Origin of the sequence: Streptomyces sp. NBC_01275, from assembly GCF_026340655.1 — a bacterium.
GTDB lineage: Bacteria > Actinomycetota > Actinomycetes > Streptomycetales > Streptomycetaceae > Streptomyces.
The window spans coordinates 8138657-8153348 of sequence record NZ_JAPEOZ010000001.1; the positions used below are offsets into that span (position 1 = coordinate 8138657).

The 14692-nt window shown below is 71.7% G+C and carries 11 protein-coding genes; 6 read left to right on the forward strand and 5 right to left on the reverse strand.

The window, feature by feature from the left end:
* The first annotated feature begins 76 nt into the window (after positions 1 to 76).
* From OG562_RS35675 to OG562_RS35690, 4 genes are all read left to right on the forward strand, one after another.
* Positions 77 to 1594 carry a cellulase family glycosylhydrolase gene (locus tag OG562_RS35675; protein ID WP_266405492.1) on the forward strand — a complete coding sequence of 506 codons (1518 nt, stop codon included), beginning with the start codon at positions 77 to 79 and terminating at the stop codon, positions 1592 to 1594.
* A 77-nt stretch (positions 1595 to 1671) separates the two neighbouring features.
* Complete coding sequence (locus tag OG562_RS35680) at positions 1672 to 3396, forward strand: glycoside hydrolase family 6 protein (protein ID WP_266405493.1); 1725 nt, start codon at positions 1672 to 1674, stop codon at positions 3394 to 3396.
* 174 nt (positions 3397 to 3570) lie between these two features.
* A complete protein-coding gene (locus OG562_RS35685) occupies positions 3571 to 4554 on the forward strand; it encodes a trans-aconitate 2-methyltransferase (protein WP_266405495.1) in 984 nt (327 codons plus the stop codon).
* Positions 4555 to 4644: 90 nt separating this feature from the next.
* Positions 4645 to 5358, forward strand: a complete 714-nt coding sequence (locus OG562_RS35690) for an SDR family oxidoreductase (RefSeq protein ID WP_266405496.1) — start codon at positions 4645 to 4647, stop codon at positions 5356 to 5358.
* Positions 5359 to 5415: 57 nt separating this feature from the next.
* On the opposite strand, the gene OG562_RS35695 is transcribed toward OG562_RS35690, so the two are convergent.
* The 3 genes from OG562_RS35695 to OG562_RS35705 form a co-directional block, all read right to left on the reverse strand.
* Positions 5416 to 6252, reverse strand: a complete 837-nt coding sequence (locus tag OG562_RS35695) for an aldo/keto reductase (RefSeq protein WP_323187590.1) — start codon at positions 6250 to 6252, stop codon at positions 5416 to 5418.
* Positions 6253 to 6452: 200 nt separating this feature from the next.
* Positions 6453 to 8279, reverse strand: coding sequence for a long-chain fatty acid--CoA ligase (locus OG562_RS35700; RefSeq protein ID WP_266405497.1), 1827 nt, complete (start codon positions 8277 to 8279; stop codon positions 6453 to 6455).
* A 323-nt stretch (positions 8280 to 8602) separates the two neighbouring features.
* Positions 8603 to 10120: an MFS transporter gene (locus tag OG562_RS35705; RefSeq protein ID WP_266405499.1), complete on the reverse strand. Its 1518-nt coding sequence runs from the start codon at positions 10118 to 10120 to the stop codon at positions 8603 to 8605.
* 123 nt (positions 10121 to 10243) lie between these two features.
* On the opposite strand from OG562_RS35705, the gene OG562_RS35710 reads away from it, so the two are divergent.
* Positions 10244 to 11338: an Lrp/AsnC family transcriptional regulator gene (locus OG562_RS35710; RefSeq protein ID WP_266405500.1), complete on the forward strand. Its 1095-nt coding sequence runs from the start codon at positions 10244 to 10246 to the stop codon at positions 11336 to 11338.
* Here the strand turns inward: OG562_RS35710 and OG562_RS35715 are convergent.
* Positions 11313 to 12215, reverse strand: coding sequence for a LysR substrate-binding domain-containing protein (locus tag OG562_RS35715; RefSeq protein ID WP_266405502.1), 903 nt, complete (start codon positions 12213 to 12215; stop codon positions 11313 to 11315). The genes OG562_RS35710 and OG562_RS35715 overlap by 26 nt on opposite strands.
* Before the next feature lie 193 nt (positions 12216 to 12408).
* Here OG562_RS35715 and OG562_RS35720 point away from each other — a divergent pair, with 193 nt between their 5' ends.
* Positions 12409 to 13428 carry a bile acid:sodium symporter family protein gene (locus OG562_RS35720; protein WP_266405504.1) on the forward strand — a complete coding sequence of 340 codons (1020 nt, stop codon included), beginning with the start codon at positions 12409 to 12411 and terminating at the stop codon, positions 13426 to 13428.
* Between the two features lie 213 nt (positions 13429 to 13641).
* On the opposite strand, the gene OG562_RS35725 is transcribed toward OG562_RS35720, so the two are convergent.
* Entirely contained in the window at positions 13642 to 14559 is a 918-nt protein-coding gene (locus OG562_RS35725) for a zinc-binding dehydrogenase (RefSeq protein WP_266405506.1), read from the reverse strand.
* Positions 14560 to 14692: the final 133 nt, after the last annotated feature.

Consider the following 14692-nt stretch of genomic DNA (forward strand, 5'->3'; position numbering starts at 1 on the left):
CTTCGAGACACCAGTGGGAGCGGTTCCATCAGTCGACGCGTCCGTCACGACGCGCCTGAGCTGCAAGGAGTCGCTCATGCGACACCCCCCGCGTTCAGTACTTTTAGCCGTCGCCGGCTCGGTCGCCCTCGTCGTGGGAGCGTCCCTGCCGATCGTGACGGCCCAGGGAGCCACGTCCGTCTGCACGGTGGAGTACTCCGTCACCAGCCAGTGGGACGCCGGTTTCCAGGCAGCCGTGAAGGTCACCAACAACGCGGCCGCCGTGAGCAGTTGGAGCCTCGGCTTCGATTTCGCGAACGGCCAGAAGGTCACCCAGGGCTGGAGCGCCAAGTGGTCCCAGTCGGGGACGACCGTCACCGCGTCGAACGAGAGCTGGAACGGCTCCCTCGGCACCGGGGCGAGCGTCAGCGCCGGCTTCATCGCCTCCAAGTCGGGGGCGAACGCCGTACCGACGACGTTCAAGCTCAACGGCGCGACCTGCAACGTCGACACCGAGCCGCCGACCACACCCACCCCCACACCCACACCGACCTCCACCCCCACCACACCGCCCTCGACCGAGCCGCCGGACACCGGTGACCAGCCGCCCGTGCTGCACGTCTCGGGCAACAAGCTCGTGGACGCCGCCGGAACCTCCCGCCGGCTGCTCGGCGTGAACCGCTCCGGCGGCGAGTTCATGTGCGTACAGGGCCGCGGCATCTGGGACGGACCGGTCGACGACGCCGCGATCAAGGCGATCGCCGACTGGAACGTCAACACCGTGCGCATCCCCCTCAACGAGGAGTGCTGGCTGGGCCTGTCGAACATCAACTCCGCCTACGGCGGCGCGAACTACATCAACGCCGTCAAGGACCTGGTGGCCCGCGTCGAGGCGCACGGCATGACGCCGATCGTCGAACTGCACTGGACCTACGGCCAGTACACCGGCAACTCGGCCGGCTGCTCCGACGTGCACGCCAGCTGCCAGAAGCCGATGCCGGACATGCAGTACACGCCGTCGTTCTGGACGGGGGTCGCCAACACCTTCAAGAGCGACCAGACGGTCGTGTTCGACCTGTTCAACGAGCCCTACCCGGACCGCGCGACGTCCACGACCACCCAGGCGTGGCAGTGCTGGCGGGACGGCGGCACCTGCCCCGGCATCGGATACGAGGTCGCCGGCATGCAGGACCTCGTCGACTCCGTCCGGGCGACCGGCGCGAAGAACGTCGTCCTGGCCGGCGGGCTCGCCTACTCCAACGACCTCGGGCAGTGGCTGACGTACAAGCCCACTGACCCGACCGGCAATCTCGCCGCCGCGTACCACGTGTACAACTTCAACACCTGCGCGAACGAGAGCTGCTGGAACTCCACACTCGCCCCGGTCGCCGCCCAAGTGCCGCTCGTGGCCGGGGAGATCGGGGAGAACACCTGCTCGCACGGTTTCGTCGATCAGGTCATGAAGTGGTTCGACGACCGCGGCCTGTCGTATCTGGGCTGGACCTGGAACGCCTGGGACTGCTCCTCCGGTCCGTCCCTGATCTCCGCTTACGACGGGACGCCCACCGCGTACGGCATCGGACTGCGCGACCACCTGCGCGCACTCAACGGATAGGCGCGACAAGAGAGAACGGCCAACGCAAGGAACAAGGACACGGACAACACCCGCAACCAAGAAGGAAACCCGCACTCATGAGCCGTAGCAGAACAGCGATACTCGCCGCGCTGGCGCTGGTCGCCGGCGCCTCCGGGACGGCACTCGCGGTGGTCCCGGGGGATCCGGGCATCGCCGCCATCCCGTGCAGCGTCGACTACAAGGTGCAGAACGACTGGGGCACCGGCTACACCGCCGCCGTCACCGTGACCAACAACTCGGCCGCCAAGACGAGTTGGTCGGTGAAGTGGGCGTACGCCGGTAACCAGACGATCACCAACGGCTGGAACGCGAAGATCACCCAGGCCGGTACGGCCGTCACCGCCAACAACGAGACCTACAACGGGACGCTGGCGACCGGCGGTTCGGTCAGCTTCGGATTCCAGGGCACCTACAGCGGCACCAACGCCATCCCGACCACGTTCACGCTGGACGGCGTGACCTGCAACGTCGACAGCGGCACCGGCACACCGACCGACCCCGGCACCCCGACCGACCCGGGCACCCCCTCCACCAAGGTCGACAACCCCTACGCCGGCGCCAAGGTGTACGTGAACCCCGAATGGTCGGCGAAGGCCGCGGCCGAGACGGGCGGCAGCCGCATCTCCAGCCAGCCCACCGGCGTCTGGCTCGACCGCATCGCCGCCATCAACGGAGTGAACGGCGGCATGGGCCTGCGCGCCCACCTGGACGCGGCCCTCGCCCAGAAGGGCAGCGGCCAGGAAGTGGTCCAGCTGGTCGTCTACGACCTCCCCGGACGCGACTGCGCGGCCCTCGCCTCCAACGGCGAGCTCGGCCCGACGGAGATCGACAAGTACAAGACGCAGTTCATCGACCCGATCGCGACGATCCTCGCCGACAGCAAGTACGCCGGCCTGCGGATCGTCACCACCATCGAGATCGACTCGCTGCCCAACCTCGTCACCAACACCGGCAGCCGGCCCACCGCCACCGCGGCCTGCGACACGATGAAGGCCAACGGCAACTACGTGAAGGGCGTCGGCTACGCGCTGAACAAGCTCGGCGCGATCCCCAACGTCTACAACTACATCGACGCCGGACACCACGGCTGGCTCGGCTGGGACGACAACTTCGCCCCCTCCGCCCAGCTCTTCTACCAGGCCGCCACCGCGGAAGGGGCGACCGTAGACGACGTACACGGCTTCATCACCAACACGGCCAACTACAGCGCCCTGAAGGAGAACAACTTCACCATCAACGACAGCGTCAACGGCACCTCCGTACGCCAGTCGAAGTGGGTGGACTGGAACCGGTACGTCGACGAGCTGTCGTACGCGCAGGCCTTCCGCACCCAGCTGATCTCCGCCGGGTTCCGGTCGGGCATCGGCATGCTGATCGACACCTCCCGCAACGGCTGGGGCGGCACCGCCCGGCCCACCGGCCCGGGGGCCACGACCAGCGTGGACACCTATGTCAACGGCGGCCGCTACGACCGCCGTATCCACGTCGGCAACTGGTGCAACCAGTCCGGCGCCGGCCTCGGCGAGCGCCCGCAGGCCGCTCCGGCCGCCGGGATCGACGCGTACGTGTGGATGAAGCCGCCGGGCGAGTCCGACGGCTCCAGCAGCGCCATCCCGAACGACGAGGGCAAGGGCTTCGACCAGATGTGCGACCCGACGTACACGGGCAACGCCCGCAACGGCAACAGCATGTCCGGCGCGCTGGCGAACGCCCCGCTGTCCGGGCACTGGTTCTCGGCGCAGTTCCAGCAGCTGATGACCAACGCCTACCCGCCGCTGTAGACCGTATGCGGTCGGCAGGGCGCTGAGGTGATCCGTCGGGGTCGGCCCTCCCAGGGCCGGGCCCGGCGGATCACCGTCAACACCCCGGAGTTTTTGCCGTCCCGGCAACAGGAGTTGCCTCCGTGCGGTGCGTCGGAGCACGCTGACGGCACACCGGACGAGAGGCTGAACAGCATGGCGCACCAGCAGCACGAGCACGAGCACCGAGGCGGCAGCGGGCACGGCGACGAGCAGGGCGGCGGGCACGGCGACGAGCAGGGCAGCGGCCACGGCGACGAGCAGGGCGGCGGGCACAGTCACGGCCATGGCCATCACACCGACATCGACTGGGCCGCGATGGCCCCGCACCTCGAATCCCAGGCCGAACTGTTCACCCCCCTGTACGAGCGGGCCCTGTCCTGGCTCGGCAAGGAGGTGACCGAGCCGGGACTGATCGTCGACGTGGGCAGCGGCCCCGGGGTGGTCTCCTGTCTGATCGCCGAGAGCTTCCCCGGCGCCCGGGTGATGGCGGTCGACGGCTCCGAGCCGCTGCTCCAGCGGGCCCGGGAACGGGCCGCCCGGCTCGGGTACGGCGACCGCTTCGGCACCCTGACCGGTGAACTCCCCGGCGTACTAGACGAGTTGGAGTACCCGGCCGACCTGCTGTGGGCCAGCCGCAGCCTGCACCACCTGGGCGACCAGCGCGCCGCCCTCGCCGCCTTCGCGGAGCGGCTCGCGCCGGGCGGCACGCTGGCCATCATGGAGGGCGGGCTGCCGTCCCGGTTCCTGCCGCGCGACCTTGGCCTGGGGCGGCCCGGTCTGGAGGCGCGGATCGACGCCCTGGAGGCGGAGTGGTTCGCCAGGATGCGCGCCGACCTGCCCGGCTCCGTCGAGGGCGCCGAGGACTGGCCGGCGCTGCTGGCCGGCGCGGGCCTGAAGCCCACCCGCACCCGCAGCTTCCTCCTCGACCTGCCCGCCCCCGCCTCCGACCGGGCCCGCGCCTACATCGCCGCGTCCCTGTCCCGGCTGCGCGACGTCTTCGGCGACGTCCTGGACCCCGACGACCGCGCCGTCCTGGACCGGCTGCTCGACCCGCAGGACGAGGCGGGCGTGCACCGCAGGCAGGACGTCTTCGTGCTGGCCGCCCACACCGTGCACGCGGCGGTCAAGTCGGCCTGACGAGGCTTGACTTGGAGAGCGCTCGATGTGATGGACTCCCCGCTGCGCACCACACCTCGCGCAGCGCACGCCACACAAGGGGGAAACACCATGGGCAGCTCTCCGGTCGCGTCTCCGGTCGCGCTGATCACCGGCGGCGGCAGCGGCATCGGCGCCGCCGTCGCGCGACGGCTGCTGGACGCCGGTCACCGGGTGACCGTCACCGGCCGCGGCGAGGAGCGGCTGCGCGCCTTCGCCGTGGAACTCGGCGACCCGGACGGTCTGCTGACGATCCCCGGGAATGCCGCCGACTACGACAGCGTGCGGTCGGCGGTCGACCGTACGCTCAAGGAGTTCGGTCGACTGGATACAGTCGTCGCCAACGCCGGGACCGCCACCCACGACTCGGTCGCCGACGGCGACCCGGCCGGGTGGACCGACATGGTGCTGACCAACGTACTCGGCCCCGCGCTGCTCATCAGGGCGTCGATCGACGCCCTGAAGGAGACGCGGGGGCGGATCGTGCTGGTCGGCAGCGTCGCCGGCTTCGTGCCCACGCCGGGCAACATCTACGGGGCGACGAAGTGGGCGGTGACCGGGCTCGCGGAGAACACCCGCCGACAGGTCACCGAGTGGGGCGTCGGCGTGACCCTGATCGCGCCCGGCCGGGTGGAGACCCCGTTCTGGGACGGCTACGGCAGCCTGCCGCCCGGCCGCCTCCTCACCGCCGACCAGATAGCCGACTCGGTCGTGTGGGCCGTGCGCCAGCCCGACGGCGTCGACGTCAACACCGTCGTCGTACGGCCGATCGGACAGCCCAACTGACGCGTCGAGGGCGCTCCCGTGCGGAGCGCCCTCGTGGCGGGTGGACGTGACGGCGGTTCAGCCCACGTCGAACGTCGCCGGGTCCGGGCCGATGCGCCGGTCCTCGTTGAGCGCGCTGATCGCGGCCAGGTCCTCGGTGTCCAGGCTGAAGTCGAAGACCTCGATGTTCTCCTTGATCCGCGACGGCGTCACGGACTTCGGGATCACCACGTTGCCCAGCTGGAGGTGCCAGCGCAGCACGACCTGGGCCGGGGTGCGGTTGTGCTTCTGGGCGATGGCCACGACCGCCGGGACCTCGAGCAGGCCCTTGCCCTGGCCGAGCGGCGACCAGGCCTCGGTGGCGATTCCCTGCTCCGCGTGGAAGGCGCGCGAGGCGTGCTGCTGGAGGTGCGGGTGCAGCTCGATCTGGTTGACCGCGGGAATGACCGACGTCTGGTCGATCAGCCGTTGAAGGTGGTCGGGCAGGAAGTTGGAGACGCCGATGGCCCGTACCCGGCCGTCCTCCAGCAGCTTCTCGAACGCCTTGTAGGAGTCGACGTAAAGGTCGCGGGCCGGGAGCGGCCAGTGGATGAGGTACAGGTCGACGTGGTCGAGGCCGAGCTTCTTCAGGGAGGCGTCGAACCCGCGGAGCGTCGCGTCGTACCCCTGGTCGGCGTTCCAGAGCTTGGTGGTGACGAAGACGTCCTTGCGGGGCAGGCCGGCGGCGGCGATGGCCTTGCCGGTGCCCTCCTCGTTGCCGTAGATCGCCGCTGTGTCGATGCTGCGGTACCCGGCCTCCAGCGCGGTGGACACCGCCCGCTCCGCCTCGTCGTCCGGCACCTGCCAGACGCCGAAGCCCAGCTGGGGCATCTCGACGCCGTTGTTGAGGATGATCGGGGGGACCTTGCTGCTCACGAGCTCTCGATCCTTCGGTTGTCCGTCAAAGTGGTACGCCCATCGTCAACGATCAGGCGGCGTACTGCATTCCTGCCCCTCGAATACCCCGGAATTCGTCCCGCAGCGTGAAGAACCTCACCCCGGGACGTGATGCCGGGCACGGCCGAGACGCGATGCCGGGCCCGGCCGGGGGCCTGACGCCGGGCCCGGCCGGGGCCTCACGTCCGGTACAGCGCCTCGACCTCGTCCGCGTAGGCGTTCTCGATCGCCTTGCGCTTCAGCTTCAGCGACGGGGTGAGCAGTCCGTGCTCCTCGGTGAACGGCTGGGCGAGGATGCGGAAGGTGCGGATCTGCTCGGCCTGCGAGACCAGGGTGTTCGCGGCCACGACGGCCCGGCGCACCTCCGCCTCCAGATCCGGGTCGCGCACCAGCTCGACGGGGGTCAGCTGCGGCTTCTCGCGCATCCCCAGCCAGTGCTCGACGGCCTCCTGGTCGAGGGTGACCAGGGCGGCCACGAACGGCCGGTCGTTGCCGACGAGGAGACACTGGTTGACCAGCGGATGGTCGCGCACCCGCTCCTCCAGCTGCCCCGGCGAGACGCTCTTGCCGCCGGAGGTCACCAGGATCTCCTTCTTGCGGCCGGTGATGGTGAGATAGCCGTCCTCGTCGAGGGAGCCCAGGTCGCCGGTGGCCAGCCAGCCGTCGTGCAGGGTCTCGTCGGTGGCCTTGGGGTTGTTGAGATAGCCCTGGAAGACGTTGTCGCCGCGCAGCCAGATCTCGCCGTCGTCCGCGATGTGCACGGTCATGCCCGGAATGGCCTGGCCGACGGTGCCGTACCGGGTGCGTCCGGGCGGGTTGGCGGTCGCGGCCGCCGTCGTCTCGGTGAGGCCGTAGCCCTCGTAGATCTGCACGCCCGCGCCGGCGAAGAACAGGCCGAGCCTGCGGTCCATCGCCGAGCCGCCGGACATCGCGTGCCTCACCCGGCCGCCCATCGCGGCGCGCACCTTGGAGTAGACGAGCTTGTCGAACAGCTGGTGCTGCATGCGCAGTCCCGCCGACGGGCCGGGCCCGATGCCCCAGGCCTTCGCCTCGATCGCGTCCGCGTAGTTCACCGCCACCTCGACGGCCTTCTCGAACGGACCCGCCCTGCCCTCCCGCTCCGCCTTGCGGCGGGCCGCGTTGAACACCTTCTCGAAGATGTACGGGACGGCCAGGAAGAACGTCGGCTTGAAGGCGACCAGGTCGGGCAGCAGGGCGGCGGCGTGCAGCTGGGGCTGGTGGCCGAAGCGGACCCTGCCCCGGATCGCGGCCACCTGCACCATCCGGCCGAACACGTGCGCGAGCGGCAGGAACAGCAGGGTCGCCGCCTCGTCGCCCTTGCGGGAGTGGAACACCGGCTCCCAGCGCTCGATGACGGTGTCGGCCTCGAACATGAGGTTGCCGTGCGAGACGACACAGCCCTTGGGGCGGCCCGTCGTGCCGGACGTGTAGATGATCGTCGCGGTCGAGTCGGGGGTGACCGCCTCGCGGTGCCGGTGCACCACGTCGTCCTCGATGGACGCGCCCGCGTCGTACAGCTCCTGGACGCAGCCCGAGTCCAACTGCCACAGCCGGTGCAGTCGCGGAAGGCGGTCGATGACCGTGGCGATCGTCATCGCGTGGTCCTCGTGCTCCACGACCGCCGCGGTGACCTCGGCGTCGTACAGCATCCAGAAGCACTGCTCGGCCGACGACGTCGGGTAGATCGGCACCACCTGCGCGCCGACGGTCCACAGGGCGAAGTCGAAGAGGGTCCACTCGTAGCGGGTGCGGGACATGATCGCGACGCGGTCGCCGAACCGGACGCCCTGGGCGAGCAGCCCCTTGGCGAGGGCGAGGACCTCGTCGCGGAACCCGGCGGCGGTCACGTCCCGCCACTCGCCGCGCTCGTCCTTGCGGCCGAGCGCGATGTACTGCGGGTCCTCCTGGGCGTGCCGGAAGACGACGTCGGCCAGCCCGCCTGCCAGCGGCGCCGACGCCAACGGAGGATTGGTGAACTCGCGCAAACCCAGCACCCCGCTTCCGGCTTCTCACGGCCGACTCTCACGGCCACCGCGGACGGCCTGCGGCGGCCTCCTCGGATGGCCGCTCTCATGGCCGTACAGCGCCGTGAAAGCTACCCCACCCGGCGACGGGGCGGGAGAGGGGAGGAAAGCGAGGGATGTTCTCGTCCGCGCCGGTCGGCGCAGGAAAATGGGCGCACATGGGGAAGGGTCGGACAGAAACCGGACGGAAACCGGACAGGGAACTGACCTTTGGGTAGGTTCCGGTGCCGTAATCTCCACCGAATCTGCCCGCTCCGCTTACGCTGCCCGACCCCTCCCCCAGATCACCCGCGCGGGGCCGCCTTCTCCCCGGCCGGCGCCGCGGCAGACGCCTCCGGCGCCCCGGCCGAGGCCGCGCGCGCCGGCCGGACCAGGGCCAGGACGACAGCGCCTGCGACCAGGCCCACGCAGCCCGCCGTCACCAGCGCCGTGTCGAGCCCGGCGGCGAAGGCGGCCCGCAGGGTGTGCTCGGGCACCTGCCCGCGCAGCGCCGCCGCGCCCCCGCCGGCCAGCGTGTGCGCCGCGCCCTGCGGAAGGTCGTCGGACATCCGCGAGGTCAGCACGGTCCCGAAGACTGCCACCCCGAGCGCGTACCCGAGCTGCCGTACGGTGTTCACCGCCCCGCCCGCCATCCCGGCCCGCGCCGGCTCCACCGAGGCCAGCGCCGCGCCCGCGACGGTCGGCGAGACCAGCCCGGTGCCGATGCCCACCAGCACGAACCCGGGCGCCAGCGCCGTCCAGTCCGAGCCCGCCCCGAGCACGGACTGGGCGAGACAGCCCGCGCCGATCAGCAGCAGCCCGCCGCCGATGGTCAGCCGGGCCGGCGCCCCGTGCAGCAGCTTCCCCACCAGGATCGCGGCGACCATGGCGGCCAGCGTCATCGGCAGCAGCGTCAGCCCGCCGCGCACCGGGTCCATGCCCAGCAGCGTCTGCATCCAGATCGACAGATACGGCGTCACCCCGAACGCCACCCCGTTGAAGGCCAGCGCCCCCGCCATCACCCCCACGAACGCGGGCCTGCGCAACAGCGACAGATCCAGCAGCGGATGCGCCGCCCGCCGCTCCACCAGCACGAAGCACACCAGCGCCAGCACGGCGAGCCCGAACGACACCAGCGTGGCCGTCGCCGTCCAGCCGTCCTCCCCGGCCCGTACCACTGCATACGTCATACCGCCCGCGAAGCCGGCGAAGGCCGCCGTACCCGCCCAGTCGATACGACCCCAGGGGGAGCCCTGCGCCGAGTGCGCGCCCCGCGACTCCGGAACCGCCTTCAGCGTCAGCCACACCGCGGCCACGCTCACCGGCAGATTCACGAAGAAGATCCACCGCCAGCCGGGCCCCTCGGTCAGCAGCCCGCCGAGGACCGGCCCGACCGCCGCGGCCCCGCCGCTGACCGCGCCCCACACACCGAGCGCCGCCGACCGCTGCCGCCCCTGGTACACCGAGCCGAGCAGCGGCAGCGTCGTCGCCAGCATCGCTGCCGCGCCCACCCCCTGCAGGGCCCGCGCCGCCACCAGCGTGGCCGGACCCGACGCCAGCCCGCACAACAGGGAAGCCGCCGCGAACAGCACCACCCCCGTCACATGCACCCGCCGCCGCCCGAGCACGTCGGCCGCGGCCCCCATCCCCAGCAGCAGCGCCGCCAGCGCCAGCGCGTACCCGTCCACCACCCACTGCAGATCGCTCAGCGACGCGTGCAGCGCGCCCGCCATGTCGGGCAGCGCCACCACCACGATCGTCACGTCCAGCAACAACATGAACGTACCCAGGCACACCGCCGTCAGCGGCCCCCATGTGCGCATGTCACCTCTCCGTCCATCAGTCCGTCCCTCATGCGTTGAGGTGCTCCGTACGATGGGAAGAGACGCGGCCGGTCACGGCGGAAACCGGGGTCCGGCCGACGGAATCCGACGCGGGAGCGGTGCATGCAGATGGAATCCCACACCCTGGACAGGCTGGACGCCCTGGACAGGCTGGACCTGCAACTGCTCTCGGCGCTGGAGATCGACGGCCGGGCCTCCTTCAGCAGGCTCGGCGCGGTCCTCGGCGTCTCCGACCAGACCGTCGCGCGCCGCTACCGCAGGCTGTGCGCCGAGGCCGGCCTGCGGGTCGTCGCCGTCCGGGACGCCGCCCGCCTCGGACAGGACCAGTGGATGCTGCGGCTGCGCTGCGTCCCCGACAGCGCCGCCGTCATCGCCGACGCACTGGCCAAACGCCCCGACACCAACTGGATCGGCCTCGCCTCCGGCGGCACCGAGATCGTCTGCATGAGCCGCCCCCGCCACGCCGGCGACCACGACGACCTGCTCCTCGCCAAGCTCCCGCGTACCCCCAGCGTCGTGGAGATCCGCGCCCAGCAACTCCTGCACCGCTTCTATGGCGGCCCCAACGGCTGGCTGCACAAGTTCGGCGCGCTCGACGACGATCAGATCGCCGCACTCTCGCCACGCCACGAACCGGGAGCGGACGGGGGAGGGAGTGCGGACGGGGGAGCGGCAGCGGCAGCGGCAGGGGCAGGGGCAGGGGCAGGGGGAGGGGCAGGGGGAGGGGGAGCGGTCGGCGGACCGCCGCGCATCGAGCCCGAGGACGAACCCCTGCTCGCCGTCCTGGAACGCGACGGCCGCGCCACCTACCCCGAACTCCAGCGGGCCACCGGCCGCTCCGAGTCCGCCGTCAAACGCCGCCTCGCCGCCCTGCTCGCCTCCGGCGCCGTCTACATCGACATCGAGTACCACTCCGAGGCCCTCGGCCACCCCGTCGCCGCCGCCCTCTGGATCACCACGGCCCCCTCGGCTCTGCACGCGGTCGGCCAGGCCCTCGCCACCCACCGCGAGGTCGCCTTCGCCTCCGCCACGGCCGGCCCCTCCCACATCGTCGTCACCGCGGTGGTCCGCGACACGGCGGGCCTGTACGCCTACCTCAGCGGCCCCCTCGGACGGCTGGAGGGCGTCCAGCACGTGGAGACGACCCCGTTCCTGCGCAGGGTCAAGCAGCTCACCTATCAGCACCCCGGGAGGTAACCGAGCCCCGCCGGTGCTGCCGGTGCAGCCGGTCCCCGGCCGCCAGGATCGCCGCCGCCAGCGCGTCCGCCGCGCCCTGGGCGGACGTCCGCCGGCTGCCGTGCACCAGGACGAAGTCCACCTGCCCCAGCTCCGGCAGCCCGGCCCGCTCCGGGACGCGCACCAGGCCCGGCGGGATCAGACCCCGTGAGTGCGCCATCACGCCCAGGCCCGCCCGGGCCGCCGCGATGAGCCCGTTGAGGCTGCCGCTCGTGCAGACGATCCGCCAGGCCCGCCCCTGCCGCTCCAGCGCCTCCAGGGCCAGGGCGCGGGTGATGCCGGGCGGCGGGAACACGATGAGCGGGACCGGACGGTCGGCGTCCACGCGCAGCCGCTCCGCGCCGATCCACACCAGCTCGTCGTGCCAGACCAGCTCGCCCCGCGGGTCCTCGGGGCGACGCTTGGCCAGTACCAGGTCCAGTTTCCCGGCGGTGAGCTGCTCGTGCAGGGTGCCGGACAGCTCCACCGTCAGCTCCAGGTCGACCTCGGGATGGTCGTACCGGAAGCCCTCCAGGATCTCCGGCAGCCGGGTCAGCACGAAGTCCTCCGACGCGCCGAAGCGCAGCCGGCCGCGCAGCCGGGTCCCGGTGAAGAACGCCGTGGCCTGCTCGTGCACCTCCAGGATCCGGCGCGCGAAGCCGAGCATCGCCTCGCCGTCCTCCGTCAGCTCCACCGAGTGGGTGTCCCGGGAGAACAGCGTGCGCCCGGTGGCGTCCTCCAGCCGCCGCACATGCTGGCTGACGGTGGACTGACGCAGCCCGAGCCGCCGGGCGGCCTGCGTGAAACTCAGCGTCTGCGCCACGGCGAGGAAGGTCCGCAGCTGGGAGGGCTCGTACACACCGGCCACCGTAGCCCCTGCTCATCACGCTGCGCGATGACAGTGAGAGCGGTGTACCGGATTCCCGATCACGAGCGGCGGGAGGACCATGGAGAGGGGCCCTGTGGCCCTCGACCGAGTCCCTGCGCACGACCAGGTCAATATCCGATCAGCAGCACCCGATCCGCAGCACCCGATCAGCACGTGGAGCACCGTGAAACGCCTGCAGTGGCCGAGTTGGATGCCGGTCGACCCCTACATCCTGCTGTTGCTCGGCACGGTCGGGCTCGCGGCGCTGTTCCCGGCCCGGGGCGGGGCCGCCGACGTGGCCTCCGGCGCGTCCACGGCCGCGATCGCCTTCCTCTTCTTCCTCTACGGCGCCCGGCTGTCCACCCGGGAGGCGCTGGACGGACTGCGGCACTGGCGGCTGCACGTCACCGTCCTCGTCTGCACCTTCGTGATCTTCCCGCTGCTCGGCCTCGCCGCCCGCGGACTCGTCCCGGTGTTCCTCACCCACCCGCTCTACCAGGGGCTGCTCTTCCTCACCCTGGTGCCGTCCACCATCCAGTCGTCGATCGCCTTCACCTCGATGGCCCGCGGCAACGTGCCCGCCGCGATCTGCGCGGGCTCCTTCTCCTCCCTGGTCGGCATCGTCGTCACCCCGCTGCTGGCGGCCACCCTGCTGGGCAGCGGCGGTGGGGGGTTCTCCGCCGACTCCCTGGTCGAGATCGTGCTGCAACTGCTGGCGCCGTTCCTCGCGGGGCAGCTGCTTCGGCGCTGGATCGGCGCCTTCGTCACCCGGCACAAGAAGGTGCTCGGGCTCGTCGACCGCGGCTCGATCCTGCTGGTCGTCTACACCGCGTTCAGCGAGGGCATGGTCCAGGGCGTCTGGCGCCAGGTCAGCCCCGTGCGGCTCGGCGGACTGCTCGTCGTCGAGGCCGTGCTGCTGGCCGTGATGCTCGCGGCGACCTGGTACGGCGCGAAGGCCCTGCGCTTCGACCGCGAGGACCGCATCGCCATCCAGTTCGCCGGCTCCAAGAAGTCCCTCGCCTCCGGACTGCCCATGGCGAGCGTCCTGTTCGGCGCGCACGCCTCGCTGGCGGTGCTGCCGCTGATGCTCTTCCACCAGATGCAGCTCATGGTCTGCGCGGTCATCGCCAAACGCCGGGCCCACGACCCACTGGACACACCCCAGGACCACACGAACGAACCGGCGGCGACGGCGACGGCTTGACGGGTGCGGGGTGCGGGGTGCGGGGTGCGGGGGGCTGAGGGGTGAGGGGTGGGGGCTGTGGGCTGGAGGAGGGTGGGGGCCGGCGGTCGAGGATCGGGGGTCGGCGGACCGAGAGTCGGTGGTCGGGGGTGGACGGTAGACAATCGGCAATCGGTGGTCGGCAATCGGCAATCGGCAATCGGTGGTCGGCAGTCGGCCGTCGGCAGTCGGCGGTCACGGCACCAGGACCACCTTGCCCAGATTGCGCCGCGTCTCGATCGCCCTGTGCGCCTCGGCCGCGTCCTCCAGGGCGAACGCCCCGTGCACGGCCGGCTTCAGCTCCCCCTGCGCGAACAGTCGCCACAGCTCCTGCCGCCACCGCTCGTACACCTCGGGCTTCCCGCGGGCGACCCGGGCCATCTGGAAGCCGATCACGGACTTGGCGCCCACCAGCAGGTCGTACGCCCGGATCGTCCCGCCGCCCGAGCTGTACGCCACGAGTCGCCCGCCGGGGGCGAGGGCCGCGACGGCCGGGGTGAGCAGCTCGCCGCCGACCGCGTCCAGGGCGTAGTCCACGGGGTCGCCCCAGTCGTCCTGGTCGTAGGCGACGACGGCGTCGGCCCCCAGGGCGCTCACGAAGGCGGACTTCGCCGGGTCGGAGACCGCGCCCACCACGCGGCCCGCGCCGCGCGCCCGAGCCAGTTGCACGGCGAGGTGGCCGACCCCGCTCGCGGCGGCCGTGACGAGGGCGCTCTCGCCGGGTTCGGGCCGGGCGGCGGTGAGCGCGCCGAGGGCGACCAGGCCGCTGCGGACCAGGGCGACCGCGTCCACGGCGCTCGCCGTCCGCGGCACGGCGGAGGCCATCGCCTCGCGCAGGAGGGCGAAGTCGGCGTAGCCGTGGCCGAAGCACAGGCCCGTCACGCGCTCGCCCGCCCGGAACCGGGTGACCCCCGCCCCTACGGCCACGACGTCCCCGGCGATCTCACCCCCGAGCGGGATCGGCTCCGCGGCCTCGGTGACCTTGCGGACGACGGGGAGCGTGACGCCGACGGCCGCGCAGCGCACGAGGAGCTCGCCGGGGCCGGGTTCGGGAACGGGGGCCTCCTCCAGGAACAGGGGGCCGCCGGTGGAGTCGTACCGGACGCGACGCATCGCACCTCCAGAAGTCCTCACGCAGGGTGGGGAGTGGCCGAGATTCGTTGGGAGTCCCAACGGTATCCCCATGTTCGTTGGGAAGTCCAACGAATTCTCGCCCCGTCGGAACCGCCCGCCCCCCGTGGTCGTC

Excerpts from the sequence above, each read along its gene's own strand:
- OG562_RS35675 (WP_266405492.1), top strand. The coding sequence starts at position 77 with ATGCGACACCCCCCGCGTTCAGTACTTTTAGCCGTCGCCGGCTCGGTC.
- OG562_RS35680 (WP_266405493.1), top strand. The coding sequence starts at position 1,672 with ATGAGCCGTAGCAGAACAGCGATACTCGCCGCGCTGGCGCTGGTCGCC.
- OG562_RS35685 (WP_266405495.1), top strand. The coding sequence starts at position 3,571 with ATGGCGCACCAGCAGCACGAGCACGAGCACCGAGGCGGCAGCGGGCAC.
- OG562_RS35690 (WP_266405496.1), top strand. The coding sequence starts at position 4,645 with ATGGGCAGCTCTCCGGTCGCGTCTCCGGTCGCGCTGATCACCGGCGGC.
- OG562_RS35705 (WP_266405499.1), bottom strand. The coding sequence starts at position 10,120 with ATGCGCACATGGGGGCCGCTGACGGCGGTGTGCCTGGGTACGTTCATG.
- OG562_RS35710 (WP_266405500.1), top strand. The coding sequence starts at position 10,244 with ATGCAGATGGAATCCCACACCCTGGACAGGCTGGACGCCCTGGACAGG.
- OG562_RS35725 (WP_266405506.1), bottom strand. The coding sequence starts at position 14,559 with ATGCGTCGCGTCCGGTACGACTCCACCGGCGGCCCCCTGTTCCTGGAG.